At 51.2% G+C, this 20,229-nt stretch carries 18 protein-coding genes and 1 riboswitch; of the genes, 17 read left to right on the top strand and 1 reads right to left on the bottom strand.

Annotation, left to right across the window (positions count from 1 at the left end):
- The first annotated feature begins 2 nt into the window (after positions 1-2).
- The 15 genes from acsV to ACCC71_RS11120 all read left to right on the top strand — a co-directional run bounded on the left by acsV (position 3) and on the right by ACCC71_RS11120 (position 16,009).
- Positions 3-1,967, top strand: a complete 1,965-nt coding sequence (acsV, locus tag ACCC71_RS11190; protein ID WP_434309707.1) for a corrinoid activation/regeneration protein AcsV — start codon at positions 3-5, stop codon at positions 1,965-1,967.
- Positions 1,960-2,643 carry a DUF3786 domain-containing protein gene (locus tag ACCC71_RS11185; protein ID WP_434309706.1) on the top strand — a complete coding sequence of 228 codons (684 nt, stop codon included), beginning with the start codon at positions 1,960-1,962 and terminating at the stop codon, positions 2,641-2,643. Before acsV ends, ACCC71_RS11185 begins: the two co-directional genes overlap by 8 nt.
- Before the next feature lie 78 nt (positions 2,644-2,721).
- The gene (locus ACCC71_RS11180; protein ID WP_434309705.1) at positions 2,722-3,990 is read left to right on the top strand and encodes a bifunctional folylpolyglutamate synthase/dihydrofolate synthase; all 1,269 of its coding nucleotides are present in this window, start codon (positions 2,722-2,724) and stop codon (positions 3,988-3,990) included.
- Between the two features lie 220 nt (positions 3,991-4,210).
- A riboswitch (ZMP/ZTP riboswitch) is annotated at positions 4,211-4,294 on the top strand.
- A 68-nt stretch (positions 4,295-4,362) separates the two neighbouring features.
- Positions 4,363-6,036 (top strand): formate--tetrahydrofolate ligase, encoded by a 1,674-nt coding sequence (locus ACCC71_RS11175; protein WP_434309704.1) that lies wholly within the window; start codon positions 4,363-4,365, stop codon positions 6,034-6,036.
- 49 nt (positions 6,037-6,085) lie between these two features.
- On the top strand, positions 6,086-6,712 hold the full coding sequence (locus ACCC71_RS11170) for a cyclodeaminase/cyclohydrolase family protein (RefSeq protein WP_434309703.1): 627 nt from the start codon (positions 6,086-6,088) through the stop codon (positions 6,710-6,712).
- A 69-nt stretch (positions 6,713-6,781) separates the two neighbouring features.
- Positions 6,782-7,636 (top strand): bifunctional 5,10-methylenetetrahydrofolate dehydrogenase/5,10-methenyltetrahydrofolate cyclohydrolase, encoded by an 855-nt coding sequence (locus ACCC71_RS11165; RefSeq protein ID WP_434309702.1) that lies wholly within the window; start codon positions 6,782-6,784, stop codon positions 7,634-7,636.
- A 110-nt stretch (positions 7,637-7,746) separates the two neighbouring features.
- The gene (locus tag ACCC71_RS11160; protein WP_434309701.1) at positions 7,747-8,310 is read left to right on the top strand and encodes an RNA polymerase sigma factor; all 564 of its coding nucleotides are present in this window, start codon (positions 7,747-7,749) and stop codon (positions 8,308-8,310) included.
- Positions 8,307-9,839 (top strand): hypothetical protein, encoded by a 1,533-nt coding sequence (locus tag ACCC71_RS11155; RefSeq protein WP_434309700.1) that lies wholly within the window; start codon positions 8,307-8,309, stop codon positions 9,837-9,839. Before ACCC71_RS11160 ends, ACCC71_RS11155 begins: the two co-directional genes overlap by 4 nt.
- A gap of 206 nt (positions 9,840-10,045) precedes the next feature.
- Positions 10,046-10,369 (top strand): metal-sensing transcriptional repressor, encoded by a 324-nt coding sequence (locus tag ACCC71_RS11150; protein ID WP_434311849.1) that lies wholly within the window; start codon positions 10,046-10,048, stop codon positions 10,367-10,369.
- Positions 10,370-10,403: 34 nt separating this feature from the next.
- Positions 10,404-12,293 carry a YgiQ family radical SAM protein gene (locus ACCC71_RS11145; RefSeq protein WP_434309699.1) on the top strand — a complete coding sequence of 630 codons (1,890 nt, stop codon included), beginning with the start codon at positions 10,404-10,406 and terminating at the stop codon, positions 12,291-12,293.
- A 77-nt stretch (positions 12,294-12,370) separates the two neighbouring features.
- On the top strand, positions 12,371-12,877 hold the full coding sequence (locus tag ACCC71_RS11140) for a COG2426 family protein (protein WP_434309698.1): 507 nt from the start codon (positions 12,371-12,373) through the stop codon (positions 12,875-12,877).
- A 186-nt stretch (positions 12,878-13,063) separates the two neighbouring features.
- Complete coding sequence (locus ACCC71_RS11135; RefSeq protein WP_434309697.1) at positions 13,064-13,402, top strand: DUF4397 domain-containing protein; 339 nt, start codon at positions 13,064-13,066, stop codon at positions 13,400-13,402.
- 36 nt (positions 13,403-13,438) lie between these two features.
- Entirely contained in the window at positions 13,439-14,026 is a 588-nt protein-coding gene (locus ACCC71_RS11130; RefSeq protein WP_434309696.1) for a flavin reductase family protein, read from the top strand.
- A gap of 18 nt (positions 14,027-14,044) precedes the next feature.
- Positions 14,045-15,037, top strand: a complete 993-nt coding sequence (locus ACCC71_RS11125) for a dipeptidase (protein ID WP_434309695.1) — start codon at positions 14,045-14,047, stop codon at positions 15,035-15,037.
- 30 nt (positions 15,038-15,067) lie between these two features.
- A complete protein-coding gene (locus ACCC71_RS11120) occupies positions 15,068-16,009 on the top strand; it encodes an AEC family transporter (protein WP_434309694.1) in 942 nt (313 codons plus the stop codon).
- On the opposite strand, the gene ACCC71_RS11115 is transcribed toward ACCC71_RS11120, so the two are convergent.
- Complete coding sequence (locus tag ACCC71_RS11115; RefSeq protein ID WP_434309693.1) at positions 15,981-17,792, bottom strand: ABC-F family ATP-binding cassette domain-containing protein; 1,812 nt, start codon at positions 17,790-17,792, stop codon at positions 15,981-15,983. The two genes, ACCC71_RS11120 and ACCC71_RS11115, sit on opposite strands and share 29 nt — an antisense overlap.
- Before the next feature lie 174 nt (positions 17,793-17,966).
- Between ACCC71_RS11115 and ACCC71_RS11110 the strand changes: the two genes are divergently transcribed.
- Together ACCC71_RS11110 and ACCC71_RS11105 are read left to right on the top strand one after the other, a co-directional pair.
- Positions 17,967-18,998, top strand: a complete 1,032-nt coding sequence (locus ACCC71_RS11110; RefSeq protein ID WP_434309692.1) for an NADH:flavin oxidoreductase — start codon at positions 17,967-17,969, stop codon at positions 18,996-18,998.
- A gap of 62 nt (positions 18,999-19,060) precedes the next feature.
- Positions 19,061-20,224: an AI-2E family transporter gene (locus tag ACCC71_RS11105; protein ID WP_434309691.1), complete on the top strand. Its 1,164-nt coding sequence runs from the start codon at positions 19,061-19,063 to the stop codon at positions 20,222-20,224.
- The last annotated feature ends 5 nt before the right edge of the window (positions 20,225-20,229 follow it).

The following is a 20,229-nucleotide window of genomic DNA, read 5'->3' as shown; positions in this document are numbered from 1 at the left end:
TCATGAAGGAGAATATCCCCATGTTTACGATACGATTTTGTTTTGAAAACGGTGATTTTGTCGTGGCTTCTGCATCGGAAGGCGATTCGATTTTAGAGCTTGCCCAGCGTCACAATGTCGCCATCGACGCTCCCTGTTCCGGCAATGCGTCCTGCGGAAAATGCCGCGTACAACTGATCAAGGGGGAAGTGAAATCCGAGCAAACCCGCCATATCACAAAGGCGGAGTATGCGGCGGGGTGGCGCCTGGCCTGTGTCAGTGAAGTCTGCGCCGACGCGGATATTCTGGTACCGGATATTGCTTCCGCTTATCGTTCCCGGATGAAAATCGCAGACCTTGGCAGTGGAGAGGAAATCGCGATTTTTGATGAAGTGGTTCGGAGTATCCAGGAAGCAGGCATAGAATGGAAAAATGATTTTTCCATCTTGGATTTGGAGATGGCCGAGCCTACGCTGGAAGACACCATGCCGGATAACGAGCGGCTGTTATGGGCTGCACGGGCTGCTACGGGGGTGGAGATCGGGAATATTCATATGACGTTCAGCGCTTTGAAAAAACTGCCGGATGCTCTGAGAGCAGCGGGTTTTCGGGTGCAGTGCGTGGTGGAACAAAATCCAAGGGAATTGCTCATCCACGATGTGATTCCCGCGGGAGAGAAGGCAGTGGTTGCCGGAATGGCGGTTGATATAGGAACCACGACGGTTTCCGCTTTGCTGGTCGATCTTAGGAGTGGAAAGATTTTAGCCAAGGCGTCTACGGGAAATGGGCAGATTCGCTATGGGGCGGATGTGATTAATCGGATTATCGAGTCGGCAAAGCCAGGCGGACGTGCCCGTCTGCAAAACGCGATTGTAGGGGAAACCCTGCTTCCGCTTTTGGAGGGACTTTGCCACAAGGCGCATATTCCTGCCGACGGCGTGTATCAAATCTGCGTGGCCTCCAATACGACGATGAATCATCTGCTGATTGGGGTGAATGCGGAACCAGTTCGGATGGAACCCTATATTCCAGCCTTTTTTGAAACTTCTTCCGTCAAAGCCTCGGATTTGGGAATCGAAGTGTCCTCGGACGCCAAGGTGATTTTGGCCCCCAATGTGGGCAGCTATGTGGGCGGTGATATCACGGCGGGAACCCTAGCCAGCGGAATCTGGAATAAGCCAGAGTTTTCCCTGTTTATCGATCTTGGAACCAATGGGGAATTGGTTTTTGGAAACGAGGATTTCCTGATGACCTGCGCCTGCTCGGCGGGGCCGGCCTTTGAGGGCGGCGATATCAGCTGCGGAATGCGGGCTACCGACGGGGCCATCGAAGCCTGCGTCATTGATCCGGAAACCTTGGAACCGACGTTGACGGTGGTCGGAGGGCCCTCGGAAAAACCCGTAGGACTTTGCGGTTCCGGCATTATCGACGCGATCTGCCAAATGTTTTTAACTGGAATCATCAACGCGAAAGGTTCTTTTGTCAAAGAAGGGCGAAGAATCCGCCGCAACGAACACGGCGTAGCCAGTTATGTCCTGGCGTTCCGTGAGGAAGCAGGCTCTGTGCGGGATGTGGAGATCAATGAAGTGGATATCGATAATTTCATCCGGGCAAAGGCAGCTATTTTCTCCGGTATTCATATCATGCTGGCGTCTTTGGACATGGATGTATCCGTCATTGAAAATATTTATGTGGCGGGCGGGATCGGCAGCGGAATCAATATGAAAAACGCAGTGATGATCGGTATGCTTCCGGATATCCCGCTGGAAAAATACCACTATATCGGAAACTCCTCCCTTTGCGGCGCTTATGCGATGCTTCTTTCCGACGCCGCGGCAGAAAAAGTGTCGGAGCTTTCCAAAAATATGACGTACATGGAGCTTTCTACCAATCCGTCCTATATGGATGAATTTGTAGCGGCTTGTTTCCTTCCTCACACCAACGAAGCTTTGTTTCCGTCGGTGGCGGAGGAGATCTATCATGGTTAGGAGTTCGTTTGAGATGATCGATCCGGAAAAGAGAAAAAATAATAAGGAAGAAATTCCTTGGGAGCACTATAAAGAACGATATGAGGCGCTGGACCCAGAAGAAGTCAGTCTGCGTTGCAAAGTAGATTACGATGAGGCCGCCGGGGGATTTGCCATCCAGCTGATGGGAGTATCCTACCGGGTCAGCCATCCGGAGTTTATCGTGACTACCGAAGAAAACGGATTTGCCGCACTGCGCGATACCTATCCGGCGAAGATCTTGGTAGCAAGATATCTGATCGAAGGGCGATATACGCCTTCCACGGGGAATTTTGTGACTTACCGGGACGTTCCCTGGGGGGAACTTTATTTCCGTAATTTTCAGGGCCGCTGCCTGGCCCGCCTGGCTTATGGGTTTGGCTCCCGGCTGGAAGAATTTTCCCGGTCCTTAGAGAAGATTGGCGGAAGACGGGTGAAGACCGGCGATGCGGGATATGAATTTTCTTTTATCAATCATGTGAATCTGCAGTTTATTCTGTGGAGGGGAGACGAGGAATTTCCACCGTCTTCTCAGATCTTGTTTTCCGACAATGTGACTTCCGCTTTTTCTGCGGAGGATATGGCTGTGATCGGGGATGTGTCCATCAGCACGTTAAAAGCGATGTGCGACGCGGAAAAGAAGAGACAGGAAAAATAGAACGAAATACAAGTTTTATAGAACAAAATACAGGTTTTCATGTCCGGAAAGGACAGGAAAGAAGGAGCAATAAGCGCCATGAATTATGAAGAGGCACTGAAATATATTCACAGTATTACCTGGCTGGGCAGCCGCCTTGGGCTGGAGAGAACCTTTGAATTGCTGGAAAAACTGGGGAATCCCCAGAAGGAACTGAAATTTATCCATATTGCCGGTACCAACGGGAAGGGATCCACGGCTGCGATGCTGGCTTCGATTTTGGAGGCGTCCGGTTATCGCACGGGACTTTATACTTCCCCGTTTATCCACTGCTTTAACGAGCGGATGCAGGTAAACGGTGAGATGATCGGAAATGAAGAACTGGCGGAATTGACGGAATATATCCGTCCCTTTGCCGAATCCATGGAAGATTCGCCCACCGAGTTTGAACTGATTACCGCTTTGGCCTTTGAATTTTTTAAACGCCGTCGCTGTGATATCGTGGTGTTGGAAGTGGGTCTGGGAGGCGAGCTGGATTCCACCAATGTCATTGACACGCCGGAGGCTGCCGTGATCACGGCCATTGGTCTCGATCATACCAATGAGCTGGGGGATACCTTTGCCAAAATCGCCTCGGCGAAAGCCGGTATCATCAAGGAAGACGGCGACGTGATCCTGTATGGCCAAAATCCGGAAGCGGAAGCTGTATTTGAAAAGGTGGCGGGGGAAAAGCATAGCCGTCTGTATCATCCGGATTATTCTGCTTTGACGTTGACGAGCCATAGCTTAGGTGGACAGATCTTTGGATACGAGACGTATGCCGATTTGCATATCCCGCTTTTGGGAACCTATCAGCTGAATAATGCGGCGGTGGTTCTGGAAACGGTAAAAGTTCTGCAAAAAAAAGGGTGGAAGATTACAGAAAAAAGTTTGCGGGACGGCCTTTCTACTACCCGGTGGAGAGGGCGGTTCGAGCTGCTCTCCAAGGAGCCGGTGATTCTGGTGGACGGTTCCCATAACCCCCACGGAATCCGGGCCACGGCGGAAAGTCTGCGGACTTATTTTCCGGAGGGCGGAATTACGTTTGTTGTAGGTGTTCTGGCAGATAAAGACGCGAGGACCATGATGAAAGAAATCCTGCCTTTGGCAAAAGAATTTATCACAGTGACGCCGCCCAGTTCACGGGCCATGAAGGCGGAAGAGCTGGCGGAACTTTTGCTTGATTTGGGAGCGAAGACGGCGACTGTGGGAGATTCGATAGAAGCTGCCTGCCAATTGGCTTTGGAAAGGGCGGGCAAGGACGGAGTGATATGTGCTTTGGGTTCCCTTTATATGGTCGGGGATATCACCCGCGCATTTCAACGGTAATCCCTTTCCTGGACAAATGCGTATGGGCTTATGCCAATAAAAGGTAATGTATTTGGCCAAAAAAGTTACTTTTTTACGGGAAAAAGAGAGGAATCGTTCGGAATTCGACGATATTATAACAAAGATGACACATTCTTGACAAAGTAGAAGGAATATGTTACCATGAGAGTGCCTTCGATTGACAAGGATACACAGTCAGGACAGAGTAAATAGAAGGTAAGAGCGGTTTTGATACCTGACGGATCAATGTGGAGAACCACAGTGGATCAGAATCGTAAGAGAGCCGACCGTCTGGGCATCATTTGGAGCGTTTCAAATGATGCCCTTTTTGGTAAAAGAGGCAAAACCAATAAGGTAAAGGAGAAGAAAGGTATGGGCTACAAATCCGACATCGAAATTGCACAGGAAACAGAGATGCAGCCGATTTCCGAGATCGCAAAGACAGCAGGAATCGACGAAAAGTACTTGGAGCATTATGGAAAGTACAAAGCAAAAATCGATTATAACATGCTCCAGGAGAGCAAGAAGAAAGACGGAAAGCTGATCCTGGTAACAGCCATCAACCCGACGCCGGCCGGAGAAGGAAAGACGACGACGACGGTAGGCCTGGCGGATGGAATGAGAAAGATCGGAAAGAACGTGATGGTGGCTCTGCGTGAGCCGTCGTTGGGACCGGTATTCGGAGTAAAAGGCGGAGCGGCAGGCGGAGGATACGCGCAGGTAGTCCCGATGGAAGACATCAACCTTCACTTCACGGGAGATATGCACGCGATCGGAGCGGCGAACAACCTGCTGGCGGCAATGTTAGACAACCATCTGTATCAGGGAAATAAGTTAAACATTGATCCGAGAAGAATCACGTGGAGACGGTGCGTGGATATGAACGACCGTCAGCTTCGTTTCGTAGTAGACGGCCTTGGCGGAAGGGTAAACGGAGTACCGAGAGAAGACGGATACGATATCACGGTAGCGAGCGAGATCATGGCGGTGCTGTGCCTGTCGTCGGATATCATTGATTTGAAGAAGCGCCTGGCGCGTATTATCGTGGGATATACATACGATGAGAAGCCGGTAACGGCGGGAGACCTTCACGCAGAGGGAGCGATGACGGCGCTGTTAAAGGATGCCTTGAAGCCGAACCTGGTGCAGACGTTAGAGCATACGCCGGCAATCGTGCACGGAGGACCGTTTGCGAACATCGCCCATGGATGCAACTCGGTGATGGCGACGAAGATGGCATTAAAGCTAGGAGATTACGTGATCACGGAAGCCGGATTCGGAGCAGACCTTGGAGCGGAGAAGTTCTTAGACATCAAGTGCCGTATGGCAGGGCTGACGCCGTCGGCGGTGGTAATGGTAGCGACGGTAAGAGCGCTGAAGAGCCATGGAGGAGTGGCGAAGGCAGATCTGAACGAAGAGAACCTTACGGCATTGGAGGCAGGACTGCCGAACCTGCTGCAGCACGTAGAGAATATCACGCAGGTATATAAGCTGCCGTGCGTAGTAGCGATCAACGCGTTCCCGACGGATACGAAGGCAGAGTTAGACCTAGTAGAGAAGAAGTGTAAGGAGCTGGGAGTAAACGTAGCGCTGTCGGAAGTATGGGCCAAAGGAGGAGAAGGAGGAATCGCGCTGGCGGAAGAGGTCGTAAGACTGGTAGAAGAGCCGAATGATTTCAGCTTCAGCTATGGCCTGGACGTAAGCATCGAGGAGAAACTGGATGCGATCGTAAAGAGAGTATACCATGGAGACGGAGTGATGCTGACGGCGAACGCGAAGAAGCAGGCGGAGCAGTTAACGAAGCTTGGATTTGACAAGTGCCCGATCTGTGTAGCGAAGACGCAGTACAGCTTCTCGGACGATGCGGCATTAAAGGGAGCGCCGAAGGGATTCACAGTAACGGTGAGAAACCTGAAGATCTCAGCGGGAGCAGGATTTATCGTAGCGTTGACGGGAGACATCATGACGATGCCAGGCTTACCGCCGGTACCGGCAGCGGAGAAGATCGACGTGGACGAGACCGGCAAGATCAGCGGCCTGTTCTAAGGACTGGATTGGCGAAAGCAGAATATAAATTGGAACGGAGGAGATTCCTATGGAATTTACCAAGGGAAGTTGTGAAGCATTTGTAGAGGTTTTGGCCTCCAAAGCCCCGGTTCCGGGCGGCGGCGGCGCATCCTCTTTGGTTGGCGCCATTGGTACGGCTCTCGGAAATATGGTGGGAAGCCTGACTCTTGGCAAGAAAAAATATGCCGATGTACAGGATGATATCATTGCTTTAAAAGCAAAGGCAGACGCTCTTCAGGCAGAATTGCTGGATCTGGTACAGAAAGATGCCGAGATGTTTGAGCCTCTTTCCAAGGCATACGGGTTGCCGAAGGAGACGGAGGAAGAGAAGGCGGAGAAAGCTCGTATTATGGAAGCGGCGTTAAAAGACGCTTGCAGTGTTCCGCTTTTGATCATGGAGAAGTGCTGCGAGGCCATCGAGCTTCATAAGGAGTTTGCCGCCAAGGGTTCCGCTCTTGCGATCAGCGATGTCGGCGTTGGCGTGGCTTGCTGCCGGGCGGCTCTGCTGGGAGCCAGCCTCAACGTGTTCATCAATACCAAGTCGATGACGGACAAAGCCTACGCGGCGGAGATCAATGAGAAAGCGGAAGGCATGATCAGCAAATATGTGGCGATGGCGGATGAAATTTTCGCCGATGTGCGCGCAAGATTTTAAAGAAAGCGATATGGGTGGGAGCGGTTGCCTTTGGCAGCCTGTCCCGCCCCCAAAAAGGAGGAGGTTCCCATGGCACAGGTATTGCTGGGAAAGGAAGTAAACGCTTCCTTGAATGAGAGAATCAAAGCGGATGTGGAAGCTTTGAAGGCAAAAGGAATCAACCCTACCCTTGGTATTATTCGTGTGGGCGAGCGGGGAGATGATATTTCCTATGAAAGAGGCGCCATGAAGCGCTGCGATACCCTCGGCGTAGCGGTAAAACAGTATCTGCTTCCGGCTGACGTGACCCAGGAGGCTTTGATGTCTACCATTGATGAGGTCAATAAGGACGATGCCATCCATGGCGTTTTGATGTTCCGTCCGCTGCCAAAGCATTTGGACGAGGAAGCCGCTTGCCAGGCTTTAGACCCAGAGAAGGATGTAGACGGAATCACCGACGGTTCGATGGTCGGCGTCTTTACCGGACAGACAAAGGGATTCCCGCCATGCACGCCTCAGGCTTGCATGGAGATCTTAGATCACTATCAGATCGACTGCAAGGGAAAGAAAGCGGTTGTGATCGGACGCAGCTTGGTGGTTGGCAAGCCGGCGGCGATGATGCTGATTAAGAAAAACGCCACGGTGACGGTTTGCCATACCAAGACCGTGGATATGCCGGCAGTCTGCCGGGAAGCGGATATCTTGATCGTAGCAGCGGGCCGCGCGGGCGTGGTGGACAAAGAGTACTTCGCGCCGGGCCAGGTAGTCATCGATGTGGGTATCAATGTCAACGATGAGGGTAAACTTTGCGGGGATGTAAAGTATGAGGACGCAGAGCCCATCGTCGGCGCGATTACACCGGTTCCTGGAGGCGTTGGAACCGTCACCACCTCTGTGCTGGTAGGACATGTGGTGGAAGCAGCGATGCGGAAAGCTGGAAAGTAAGAAGGTTTTTAGGGCGCTCCGATGGGGCGTCCTTTTTCTTCTGTAAGATTTCCGGATTTTCATCGCAGTAATAGATAAAGCTTCATAGACAGTGGCCGGGAGGTGGAAAAGTGCAGGATCAAGATCTATTGGAATTATTGCGGCGTACGCCGGAGCCTGCTATATCGACTCTTATGGAGAGATATGGAGGGCTCGTCTACGCTGTGGTCAGGAGAAAACTTCCGGAAGGTGTGTTTTGTGCTGCCGATGTGGAAGGCTGTGTGGCTGACACCTTCAGCGAGTTTTACCTGGATCTGGATCGGTACGCCCCGGAGAAGGGGAGTATTCGTTCCTGGCTGTGTGTGATTGCCCGGAACAATGCCTTGGATTTGGTGCGGCGGCGATACCGTGAGGCAAATATTCTTCCACTGGACGAAAGGATGATGGCAGAAAACAAGGAGAGTTTGTTGGAGGGCGACTGGGAGGAGCGGGAACTGCGGGGGAGGACATTGACAGCAGTAAAAGAGTTGGGGGAACCAGACCGCGAGATCCTGCTTCGAAAATTTTACTTGGGGGAATCCTCGAAGGAGATTGCCGCGCGGCTAGGGCTGACGGCGGTAAATGTAGATACCAGAACCCACCGGGCCATTGGAAAACTGCGAAAAAAGCTGAAAGAATGGGGGGAATCGATGTGAAGAAAACACTGACGGAGCTGTTTGACGAGTGCGAGCCGAAAGAGCTGGACGAAATATTGCCAGATGCATGGGATGTGACGATGCCGGAGGGCGCGGGGGAGCGTATCCAGCAAAAAGTGTGGAAAAAAATCGTTTCTTCCCAACGGAGGAAGAAGCTGGTTCGGAGACGTTTCTGGCTGCGGGCTGCCGCTGCCTGTCTGATCCTGGCGGTGGGGCTGGCAGGCGCCGCCTATGCGGTTGAGGCCAGAGAATATAAAGCGGCAGTTCAGTTTTTTGATGAAAATGGGTTGTCCGCCGAGGGGCTGAGCAGGGAAGAGGTGAAAGCAGTATACCAGGATATCACGACCCAACAGTTCACCTATGACAAGACGGCGGAGGTCATTGAGCGCAGTGTTTCCGGTCCTGTGGCGGGAGTGGAAATCTTCCAGAAAGAACCTACGCCGGAGGATTTGGCGGCCCTTTGGAACCACAAAAAACGGAACACAGAGGTGCCAGGAGACGAAATCGCTTACCGTTGCTATCCGACGGAAAAATTGGACGAGGTTTTGGGCTTTGACGTCCATGACAAAAGTTATCTGGAGCGCTATGAGGATGGGAAACTGGTATGGACGGCGGAGTTTTCCAAGTTTCAGATCGAGGACTGCACGTCTATGTCCACTGGCGCGGCGGTATGGGGCCGGACGCCAACCATCTCCAGCGAACAGACCTCATATGGCTGGGTGGCTGCGGTCAATAGCGTTGGAACAGTGCTGTGGGAAAAGCAGATGGATCATGGCTTCCGCCAGGAAGACGTCGCCGCTGTACTGGATAATGAGGACGGCACATGGGCGGTGATCAGCCGAGGAGATCTACAGTATCTTTGTTTGAGCCAGTATTCGGAGAGTGGGGAAGAGCTGAGCTTTCAGAAAACCCAGGTGGGCAATTACGGTATCTGGAATGCTGTCCGCTTGGGAGACGGCTATTTGATTCAGTTGGGGAATTCGATGGAAGGAGAACATGCCCGGCTGGCGAAGCTGGATCGGGACGGAAGTCTGACGGACAGTTTCGTTTACGATGGGCAGGATTGCTATTATTATCTGGTGGATATGTTGGAATTTCAGGGACAGGTCTATCTCTCGGCCTACTCCACGCCGAAATTGGAAAACGAGGAACAAAACGCCGGGGGTCGGTACGAAATTGCGGAGATTGTCAATGAGCTTTTTGACAATAATATCTGGGAAATTGCCAGCGAGGAGCTGACTCCGATGGTTCGAAAGAACTATACGGCGGTGCTGCTGGCGTGCGATCCAAAGGGCGGTACGCCAGAGACCTTCTATGCGATTAAAGGTTCTCTGGGGGGCAAGCTGGCTGTAAGCGAAAATGGAAAACTGCTGTGGGATGTGGAGAGCATTGTTTCCACCTATTTCTCGCCGGCCACCAGCGCATTTTCCATCGGCGGGACCAGTCAGGTGTACCGCTATACTTTTGACGGAGATGGAACTTTGCTCCGGCAGGAAGATACGGGAGAGACGGCGGATTATTATCGCTGAGATCGCCCGTTTATATAGGAGGCATGTAGGCCCTTGTGAATGGCAGGTATGAAATCCTATTGACACAGATGCTTTTCGATCATAGAATAAAGTTACGAAGCGTAATGGCAGGTATCGTTGACCTAAAATTTTAATCATAGAAGGAAGATAAAATGTCAGAAAAAGCACAACGCCCGGAGATGCAAAAGGAAACGGAAGAAAAAAAGATGGGGGCGGGCGTAGTTCATACTCATGTGGCTCCGGACGGCACAGTGTATACTCATACCCACAGCCATGAACAGACGCGAGCGGTACTAAACCGTCTGTCTCGCGCGATCGGACATTTAGAATCCATCAAACGGATGGTGGAGGAGGGGCGGGATTGCTCCGAGGTATTGATCCAACTGGCGGCGGTTCGCTCTGCTTTGGGCAATACAGGAAAAGTGATTTTGGAAGATCATATCAATCATTGTATTGTAGATGCAGTGGAGTCTGGGGATATGCACGCGGTGGAGGAACTGAACAAGGCGATTTCCTATTTTATTCGATAGGATAGCGCCGGAACCTGTTTCAGAGAGAGGGACTATGTCAGAGTTTTTACCGATCAATCGAAAAGAAATGGAAAAGAGAGGATGGCCGGAAGTGGACTTCGTCTATGTGTGCGGAGACGCCTATGTGGATCATCCTTCTTTTGGTCATGCTATTATTACCCGCTTACTGGAACGGCATGGTTATCGGGTGGGGATATTGGCGCAGCCCGACTGGAAAAAGGAAGAGGCGATTCGAGAATTTGGCCGGCCGCGTCTGGCCTTTTTGGTGTCCGCTGGAAATATGGATTCCATGGTAAATCACTACTCTGTTTCCAGAAAGCACCGTCAGACAGACGCTTATTCTCCGGGCGGCGAGATGGGAAAGAGGCCGGACCGGGCAGTGGTGGTATATGGAAACTGGATTCGGCGGAACTTTCCGGATGTGCCGATTATATTGGGAGGTATTGAGGCCAGCCTGCGGCGTTTGGCCCACTATGATTATTGGTCAGACAGTTTGAGAAAATCCGTGCTTCTGGATGCTCAGGCGGATTTGATTTCCTATGGGATGGGAGAACGTTCTATTTTAGAGATTGCGGAGGCGTTGGATTCCGGTTTATCCGCGGCGGATTTGACGTATATTCCGGGAACGGTATACCGGTGTTCTTCCTTGAATGGGAATCCGGAAGCCATTTGCCTGCCGTCTTATGAGGAACTGACGATGGACAAGCGCTCCTATGCATCCAGCTTTGCGACCCAATACCGCAATACCGACCCATTTTCCGGAAAGGCTTTAATCGAACCTTATGGAAAAAAGCTGTTTGTGGTGCAAAATCCGCCTGCGAAACCTCTGTCCAGGCAGGAATTGGACGATATCTATGAACTGCCGTATTGCCGGACGTGGCATCCGTCCTACGATGGGGCGGGGGGAGTTCCGGCAATTCAGGAAGTGAAATTTAGCCTGACCAGCAGCCGCGGATGTTTTGGCGGGTGCAGCTTTTGCGCGCTGACGTTTCATCAGGGGCGAATTGTCCAGGCCAGGAGCCAGGAATCTCTGCTGGCGGAGGCGAAAAGGATGACGGAAGATCCGGAGTTTAAAGGGTATATCCACGATGTAGGCGGGCCGACGGCTAATTTTCGTCATCCCAGCTGCAAAAAGCAAGAGAGAGTCGGTGTCTGCCCAGACCGTCAGTGCCTTTTTCCGGAGCCCTGTCCGAATCTTACGGTAGATCACAGGGAATATATTTCTTTGCTGAGAAAACTTCGCGCGCTGCCCGGCGTGAAGAAGGTATTTATCCGTTCAGGCATTCGGTTCGACTATCTGATGGCTGACCCGGACGATACGTTTCTGTGGGAGCTTTGCCGCTATCATGTCAGCGGGCAGTTGAAGGTTGCGCCGGAGCATGTATCGCCGCGGGTTTTGCGGTTGATGGGAAAGCCGAAACATTCCGTCTATCAGGCATTTGCGGAAAAATTTCAGAAAGTCAATCAGTCCCTGGGGAAAAAGCAGTATTTAGTGCCTTATCTCATTTCTTCCCATCCGGGTTCCACCAGGAAGGATGGGATTGCTCTGGCAGAGTGCGTTCGGGATATGGGGTATATGCCGGAGCAGGTACAGGATTTTTATCCGACTCCTTCGACAATTTCTACCTGTATGTATTATACCGGTTTGGACCCAAGGACCATGGAAGCCGTGACAGTCATCCGGGACCCCCATGAAAAAGCGATGCAGAGGGCATTGATTCAGTACCGGGATCCCAAATTGCATGCGCTGGTAGAAGAGGCGCTGCAAAAAGAAGGACGGACAGATCTAATTGGCTTTGGAAAGAATTGTTTGATTCGCCCTTCCGGGCAGAAGATGGACGGGCAGCGGCCGGAGCGAATGTCGGAAAAAGGCCATCCAAAGAAGAAAAAAGTCATCCGAAATATCCATAAGAAAAAGGGATAACAGTTGTCAGAAACGTCCCCTTATGATATACTTTACCAGATAAATCCTGCTTAGGCAGAGGTAAAGGAAGGTTTGGAATGGCAGAATCATTAGCAAATTGGTTTATTCAGGCTCTGGGAGGAATGCCTCCGGAAGTGATTGTCTTTATTATTTCCATGGTTCCGATTTTGGAGCTTCGCGGCGGCCTGATCGCGGCGGCTTTGTTGGGGATTCCGATTGTTCCTGCGATTGCGATTTGTCTGATCGGCAATATGATTCCGATCCCATTTATTTTGTTTTTTATTACGCCAATCTTCAAGTGGCTGAAACGAACCAAGCTGTTGCGTCCGCTGGTGGAAAAGCTGGAAAAAAAGGCCATGAGCAAAAGCGATCAGATTCAAAAATATGAGTTTATTGGATTGATGCTTTTCGTGGGAATCCCGCTTCCGGGAACCGGAGCTTGGACGGGAGCGCTGATTGCGTCCTTGCTGGATATCCGACCGAAAAAGGCGTTTTTGGCGATCTGTATCGGGCTTTTGATTGCAACGACGATTATGTGCGTGATTTCTTATTTGATTCCCTATCTGGTGCAGCATGTATTTTAAGTGATTTCAAAGGGGCTTTGATATTCATAAGAATAGAAAAGCTCCATTTTATTCGATTGGATTCCGGCGCCAGAAGGTCTCCTGCTAAAAGGTATTTTAACACCGGAATCTCCATCGGAAATTCCAGTTCCAACTTTCCGGATACCGCATAAACTAAGATATGAGGAATTTGGAAAGGATGAAACGATGGATTTTGAAGAGGAAGATTATGGCTTGATTGCGGACGATGGCGAAGGAAGAGCCGCCGGTCCTTATTCCCGGGTGCGTTTCCTCCATGGAGCCACGGGCTACGGGCCGATGAATATCACCATCGATGATATGGGAATCCAGCAGTTGGAATTTGGCACGGCTTCCCGGTTTGAAAATGTGCCGGATGGTTTCGCGATGGTGACGATTACCAGCAGCCGGATGCCTCGGATTGCGCTTTGCCGCAGGAATCTTCTGTTCCCCGCAGGAAGTATTTTAACGTTGGTGATTGTAAACAGCCAAGATGGCATTGACTTAAAAATCGTGCCTGAACTGTAGAAGAGCGTGCGCACGGCGCACAGGAAAGGACGTTATATGACGAAAGAAATCTGGAAACCGGGCAATATGATTTACCCGGTTCCTGCCGTACTCGTATCGATGAAGGGGCTGGATGGCCGGGAGAATATTGTGACGGTGGCCTGGACGGGAACCATCTGCACGAACCCGGCCATGGCCTATATTTCTCTGCGGCCCACCCGTTTTTCTTATGACCTTATTCGGGAAAGCGGAGAGTTTGCGATTAATCTGACTACCGAGGCTTTGGCATTTGCCACGGACTATTGCGGCGTGAAATCCGGCCGGGAGGTGGACAAGTTTTCCGAGATGAAACTGACAAAGGAGAGGGCTTCACAGATTCAGGCTCCTTTGATCGGAGAGAGTCCGGTGAATATTGAGTGTCGGGTGCGGGAGATTCATCCGTATGGTTCCCACCACATGTTTGTGGCGGATGTGTTGGCCGTGCAGGCAGATAAAGAGTTTTTCGATGCGTCAGGGAAATTTGATTTGGGGCGGGCCGGTATTATCGCCTATAGCCATGGCGAGTATTATTGTCTGGGAAAGAAATTGGGGAAATTTGGATGGAGCGTAAAGAAAAATAAGAAGCGTACTTCGCGTTTGGAATAAAGAGAAACGGAGCCGATTATGAAGATTATCGATTTGCACTGCGATACGATCAGCGCGCTTCGCCGTGCCAGAAAGAAGGGAGAGCCGGCTTCTCTTAGAGCAAACTCCCTGCATCTGGATCTGGAGCGTATGAAAAAGGGCGGGTATGCTCTGCAGACCTTCGCTGCCTTTGTGGATTTGGATGAGGAGGAAGATCCCCTTGCCGCTTGCCGGGAACAGATCGCTCTTTTTCAGGAAGAAATGAGCGTCAATCGGGAATGGATTCGTCCGGTTACTTCTTATGTAGAATATGAAGCCAATCAGCGGGACGGTTTTATGTCGGCATTGCTTTCTTTAGAAGAGGGCGCTATCTGCCGGGATAAGCCGGAACTCTTACGGGAGCTTTATGGCCTGGGAGCGCGGATGATGACGCTTACATGGAATCATGAGAATGGTTTGGGATATCCCAATCACGCGGAGCTGGATGTCAAAGGACGGCTGCGGACCTGGCCGGAGGAGAAAGGACTGAAAGCGGCTGGGTTTGCCATGTTAGAGGCAATGGAAGATACGGGAATGCTGGTGGATGTGTCCCATCTTTCCGACGGTGGATTCTGGGACGTGGCGTCTGCATCCAGACGTCCGTTTCTGGCCAGCCATTCCAATGCCAGAGCGGTGACAAATCATGTGCGGAATCTGACCGATCCGATGATTCGGGAGATTGCAAGCCGAGGCGGAATCATTGGCATCAATTACTGCGTGGCCTTTTTGCGGCCAGGCTGGCAGCCAGGAGACGGGAGGGGGAGCACGAGAGCGGAGATGGTTGCCCATATCCGCCACATCCGGAACATCGGAGGCATGGATTGCCTGGCGCTTGGATCGGATTATGATGGGATTTTGGAAGTCCCGGAGCTCGAAGATTGCGCGGCAGTTCCGCGGCTTGTGGAGACGCTCGCGCAGGAGGGATTTTCCACAGGTGAGATCGAGCAGCTTTTGTACCGGAATGCGGAACGGTTTTTCCGGGAGAATTTGTGAAGGCATAAGAGAAAAGAGGGATAGAAGAAAATGGAGAATTTCGTTGTATCTCTTCGCGCTGTTTTTCCGATGTTTGCGATCATGAGCATCGGTTATCTGGTTCGTCGGAGGGGAATGCTGGATGAGGACTCTCTCAAAAAACTCAATTCTGTCTGCTTTCAGGTTTTCCTGACGGCGGTGATGTTCCGAAGCATCTATCAGATGGACTTGCAGATGGTAAATGGAAAGCTATTAGCCTTCGGCGTAATCTGCATTCTTTGTATGATGGGGATATCCTTTTTGTTGGTGATGTGGCTGGAGAAGGAAAACCGAAGGCGGGGTGTTTTAATCCAGGCCCTTTACCGGAGCAATTTTGTTGTTTTGGGATTTCCGGTTGTATCTGCGGTTTATGGAACGGCGGGGCTGGGCGTTCCGGCGATGATGACCTGCATCACGACGCCTCTTTTTAATGTGGTCTCCGTGCTGGTGCTCAGTTATTTTCAGGGTTCCCGCCCAAAGCCGTTGGCCTTGGCCAAAGAGGTCATTCGAAATCCCTATATTCTGGCGACGATCGTAGGTTTTATGTTTCATCTTTTGGGAATCCGCCTGCCTTCCCTTGTGGAGCAGGTGGTGGACGAGGTGGCAAGCGTAGGAAATCCTCTGGCTATTTTTATCCTGGGGGCCAGTTTTTCTTTTGCCAATATTTCTGTCTATAAAAAATACCTGGCCGGCTGCTGCCTGATGCGGCTGGTCGTCTTCCCAGGTATCTTTCTCAGTATCGCGGTTATCCTTGGGTTTTCCGGCGTGGAACTATTGACTCTGGTCGCTCTTTTTGCAACGCCAACGGCTATCGCTTCCCATGTGATGGCGCAGCATTTTCATGGAGATGCAGATCTGGCCGGCGTTGAGGTCGTAATTTCCACCCTGATATCTTTGGTTACGCTGTTTTTGTGGATTTTTTGCTTCAAATCTTTTGGTCTGCTGCCCGTTTAGCCTGTTCGATCTGTTCTGCCAGATCATTCAGGTAAACCCAGCGCTCCATCTTCTGTTCCAGAGCTTCTTCTGTGCGCTCTTTTTCTTCCATCAGCTCACTGAGCCGAGTATATTGACTGGCGGACGCTTCGATCTCTATGGCAAGATCCGCCAGTTTTTCTTCTAATTGGGCGATGTCCGCGTCGATGGTGTCAAATTCTTTTTGTTCCGCGTAGGAAAATTTAAGCTTTTTGTTTTCCCTAGGCTTTTCCGTTTTTGGGGAACGAACCGTCTCTTTTGCAGGAGCGGAGTTTTCCTTCGGACGGTTAGGGGAGAGGAAATAATCGGTATAACCGCCTTCATATTGGTGGATCGTCGTTCCTTCAAAGGCAAGAATTCGATTGACCACCCGATCTAAAAAATAGCGGTCGTGGGATACGGTAATGACGATACCGGAAAAGCTGTCCAGATAATCCTCTAAAATCGTCAGTGTAGCAATATCTAAATCATTGGTGGGCTCGTCGAGAATCAGTACGTTGGGCGCGCTCATCAGCACGCGAAGGAGATAAAGCCGCCGTTTTTCCCCGCCGGAGAGCTTCGTCACCGGAGTATACTGCATGGAGGGAGAAAACAGGAACCGTTCCAGCATCTGGGACGCGGTGGCTGTTCCCTTTGAGGTCTCGATGATTTCCGCTACGTTGCGGATGTAGTCGATCACCCGGATGTCTTGATTCATATCCTCGTTTTCCTGGGCAAAGTATCCGATTCGGATGGTTTCGCCTAAGACGACTTCTCCGCAGTCCGGCTGTTCCAAGCCGGTCAGGATTTTCATTAACGTGGACTTTCCGCAGCCGTTGGGGCCGATGATGCCGAGCCGTTCCCCTTTTAATACAATATAGGAAAAATCCTGAAACAGAGTCCTTTCGCCGTAGGATTTGGATACATGATGGATTTCAATGGTCTTTTTCCCCATGCGGCTGCCGATAGAATCCATCTCTACGGTGCGTTCTTGGGACGGTTTGTCTGCGTTTTGCAGTTCTTCAATTCTTTGAATATGTGCTTTCTGCTTGGTAGAGCGGGCTCTGGCGCCGCGGTTTAACCATTCCAGCTCGGTTTTCAAAATGCTCTGCCGTTTTCTTTCCGTAGCGAGAGCGTCGGACAGCCGTTGTTCTCTCAGACGGAGAAGGCCAGAATAGTTGGCAGCGTAGGAATAGAGCTTTTGGTCGTCGATTTCTAATATCTGATTGGTCACCCGATCCAGGAAATATCGGTCGTGGGTCACCATCACCAAGACGCCCTTAAATTGATTCAGATATTGTTCCAGCCAGAGAACCATATCGGAATCCAGGTGGTTGGTGGGCTCGTCCAGAATCAGAATATCCGCTGGGTTTATCAGGGTACGAGCCAGAGCGGCGCGTTTCCTTTCTCCGCCGGAGAGCGGGTCCATCGGTTGGTGGAAATCGCGAAAGCCCAGTTTGGTTAACACCGTCTTGGCTTCACTCTCGGCATTCCATGCTTCTGTTTGGGAAGAGCGTCCTTCTAAAACGTAGTCGAGGATCGTGATCCCAGGGGTGAATTCCGGCGTCTGGGGCAAATAGGTCAGGGTGACGGAATTGCCTTTGCTTCTGGTTCCGTCGTCAGGTTCTTCGATGCCAGCGATCAGCTTTAAAAGCGTGGACTTTCCCGTGCCGTTGATACCGATCACTCCAATTTTGTCGCCTTCCTGGATACCCAGGGAGACATCGTTTAACAAAGTGCGGTCTCCAAATCCTTTGGTAATATGTTCCATAACGAGTAAGTTCATAATTTCTCCTTATCCGCGCTCTTTGCGATCCATCGCGGAGCGTTTTTATTCCGTGAGAAATTCTAAGGAAATTTCCCATGGAATAAAAAACGATTCCTGTTCTTGTCAATTCAAGGTAGTCTATGCTATTATAAGGCCAGAATAGCGGATTGTAAATGCAAGGGAGGAATTTTTATGGAGCTTTGGGAATCCGCATCCATTGGAAATATGACGCTGCGCAATCGAACCGTCCGTTCCGCGACCAACGAACACTTGGCAGGGCGCGATGGCGCGATAACAGAGGCGCTGGTGGAGTGTTATGAAGAATTGGCGGCCCATCAGGTGGGACTTGTGATTACTGGCCATTATGCCGTGGATGCTCTGGCGCGTGTGGACGCTGGGCAGCCGTCCCTGGATGAACGGACGGACCGCACCCTTTTAAAAACAGCGGCGGACCGCATTCATGCCAAAGGCGGAAAGGTGGCTATTCAGCTGAATCATGGAGGTTTAAAAGCCTCGGAAAAGCTGAATGGCCGGCCGTCCAGGGGACCGATGGAATTGACGGCGGAAGATCGGGCCGACCTGCTAAAAAAATACCGGTTTGCCGCGCGTCTGGCGAGGGAAGCCGGCTTTGACGGGGTCCAGGTTCATATGGCTCATGGTTATTTGCTTTCCAGTTTTCTAAATCCAAAGGAGAATACTAGGACCGATCGATACGGGGGAAGCGTGGAAAACCGGTTTCGGTTTCCCGGCGAGGTTTTAAGGGCTGTGCGGGAGGAATGGGGGCCGGAGGCTCCGGTATTGGTCAAGGTAAACTGCGATGCAGTGGAAGATTTGCACCAGGTTTTAAAGCTCTGCCAGGAGGCAGGTGCGTCGGCGGCGGAAATCAGCGGTATTCGCTTTGCCAGCGAGGAAATAAACGGGGAACCTTTTTACTTAAAGAAGGTGATAGAGGCGAGGGAGGGAATCTCGATGCCATTGATTCTGGTGGGAGGCATTACTTCCAGGAAGGCGGCGGAGCAAGTGCTGCAGGCTGGAATCCCCTTTGTCTCTTTTAGCCGGAGTTTGATCTGTGAACCGGATTTTATCGAGAAGCTGAAAAATGGAGCAGAAAAGAGCCGGTGTACCCATTGTAACCACTGTTTTCAAGTCTATCGGGAACGGTATCGCCGCTGCATCCTGCACAAAAAGGAGATTCCCCAGCTTCGGGAGACATTTGGCGCATAAAGCGGCAAAGCATGCATACGGCTAGGGAACGATCGAGTATAGAGAAGAGGAAAGGAACGTTTATGGGAAATTCGGAACAGCAAAAGCGGCGGGCGAAATGGATCATCGCAGTGATCGCCGTCTGTATTGTAATTTATACGAGTATGCAGCATATCGGAGCGCTGGGGCAGATCGTGGGAGGCATGATCAGCCTGATCTTTCCATTGATCCTTGGTTTGATTTTGGCCTTGGTTTTGGATGTGCCGCTGCGTCCGCTGGAAAAGCATTTTTTCCCGCGCTCTAGCCAGGCCTGGGTGAAAAAAATTCGGCGGCCCTGCTGCATTCTCATTGCGCTTTTGATTATTTTAGGCGTGTTGACCGGAGTCTTGCTTCTGGTAGTACCGGAATTGATCAGCGCCATCGGCGTGCTGGGGGAAAGTATTGTCGATTTGGTGAATTCCGTTCAGGAATGGGGGATGAAGCATGATTTGGAAGAAATACCGGGTGGGGCATTTTTGATGAAGCTGGAACTCAATTGGAGCTCCATTCAGACCAGCCTTTTTGAATGGGCAAAGGGAGGCGTGGCTGATATTTTGGGAACTACCGCTACGGTGATTGGTTCTTTGGCTTCCTGGGTAGTTAACTTTACGGTAGCGCTGGTTTTCGCGATCTATCTGTTAAGCGGAAAGGAACGCTTGAAAAAGCAATACGTCCGTCTGATTCATGCTTGGATTCCGGAGAAATTTTCCGGAATTGTGCTGCATGTGGGGAATGTATTCGTAGATTCTTTTCGGAAATTTGTGGCGGGCCAGACCATGGAGGCGATCATTTTGGGAAGCCTCTGTGCGCTTGGCATGTGGATTTTCCGTTTCCCTTACGCGCCTATGATCGGCGCGCTGGTTGGAGTGACTGCGTTGGTTCCCATGGTCGGAGGACTGGTCGGAGGCGCTGTGGGCGCGTTGATGATTCTGCCGGAGAGCATCACAAAAGCGCTTCTTTTTGTGGTATTTCTTGTGATTCTTCAACAGTTGGAGGACAATCTGATCTATCCCCGTGTAGTTGGTTCTTCCATGGGACTGCCAGCCATTTGGGTTTTGGCAGCAATCACCATCGGAGGCAGTATGGGCGGGGTAGCCGGTATGCTGTTTAGCGTGCCGGTGGCATCGGCTTTGTACCGTCTGGTGCGGGAGGCCACCGAATGGAAAGAACAAAAAATACAAAGCGCCGGAGGCGGGAATCCGGGATAAGCATT

Origin of the sequence: Hominifimenecus sp. rT4P-3 (genome assembly GCF_051055405.1) — a bacterium.
GTDB lineage: Bacteria > Bacillota > Clostridia > Lachnospirales > Lachnospiraceae > Pseudolachnospira.
The sequence above is the reverse complement of the archived record's forward strand: the minus strand, read 5'-3'. Positions and strand labels throughout refer to the sequence as shown.

Excerpts from the sequence above, each read along its gene's own strand:
- ACCC71_RS11120 (WP_434309694.1), top strand. The coding sequence starts at position 15,068 with ATGGAGAATTTCGTTGTATCTCTTCGCGCTGTTTTTCCGATGTTTGCG.
- ACCC71_RS11110 (WP_434309692.1), top strand. The coding sequence starts at position 17,967 with ATGGAGCTTTGGGAATCCGCATCCATTGGAAATATGACGCTGCGCAAT.
- ACCC71_RS11180 (WP_434309705.1), top strand. The coding sequence starts at position 2,722 with ATGAATTATGAAGAGGCACTGAAATATATTCACAGTATTACCTGGCTG.
- ACCC71_RS11175 (WP_434309704.1), top strand. The coding sequence starts at position 4,363 with ATGGGCTACAAATCCGACATCGAAATTGCACAGGAAACAGAGATGCAG.
- acsV (WP_434309707.1), top strand. The coding sequence starts at position 3 with ATGAAGGAGAATATCCCCATGTTTACGATACGATTTTGTTTTGAAAAC.
- ACCC71_RS11145 (WP_434309699.1), top strand. The coding sequence starts at position 10,404 with ATGTCAGAGTTTTTACCGATCAATCGAAAAGAAATGGAAAAGAGAGGA.
- ACCC71_RS11185 (WP_434309706.1), top strand. The coding sequence starts at position 1,960 with ATGGTTAGGAGTTCGTTTGAGATGATCGATCCGGAAAAGAGAAAAAAT.
- ACCC71_RS11165 (WP_434309702.1), top strand. The coding sequence starts at position 6,782 with ATGGCACAGGTATTGCTGGGAAAGGAAGTAAACGCTTCCTTGAATGAG.
- ACCC71_RS11170 (WP_434309703.1), top strand. The coding sequence starts at position 6,086 with ATGGAATTTACCAAGGGAAGTTGTGAAGCATTTGTAGAGGTTTTGGCC.
- ACCC71_RS11105 (WP_434309691.1), top strand. The coding sequence starts at position 19,061 with ATGGGAAATTCGGAACAGCAAAAGCGGCGGGCGAAATGGATCATCGCA.
- ACCC71_RS11125 (WP_434309695.1), top strand. The coding sequence starts at position 14,045 with ATGAAGATTATCGATTTGCACTGCGATACGATCAGCGCGCTTCGCCGT.
- ACCC71_RS11130 (WP_434309696.1), top strand. The coding sequence starts at position 13,439 with ATGACGAAAGAAATCTGGAAACCGGGCAATATGATTTACCCGGTTCCT.
- ACCC71_RS11150 (WP_434311849.1), top strand. The coding sequence starts at position 10,046 with ATGGGGGCGGGCGTAGTTCATACTCATGTGGCTCCGGACGGCACAGTG.
- ACCC71_RS11115 (WP_434309693.1), bottom strand. The coding sequence starts at position 17,792 with ATGAACTTACTCGTTATGGAACATATTACCAAAGGATTTGGAGACCGC.
- ACCC71_RS11135 (WP_434309697.1), top strand. The coding sequence starts at position 13,064 with ATGGATTTTGAAGAGGAAGATTATGGCTTGATTGCGGACGATGGCGAA.
- ACCC71_RS11140 (WP_434309698.1), top strand. The coding sequence starts at position 12,371 with ATGGCAGAATCATTAGCAAATTGGTTTATTCAGGCTCTGGGAGGAATG.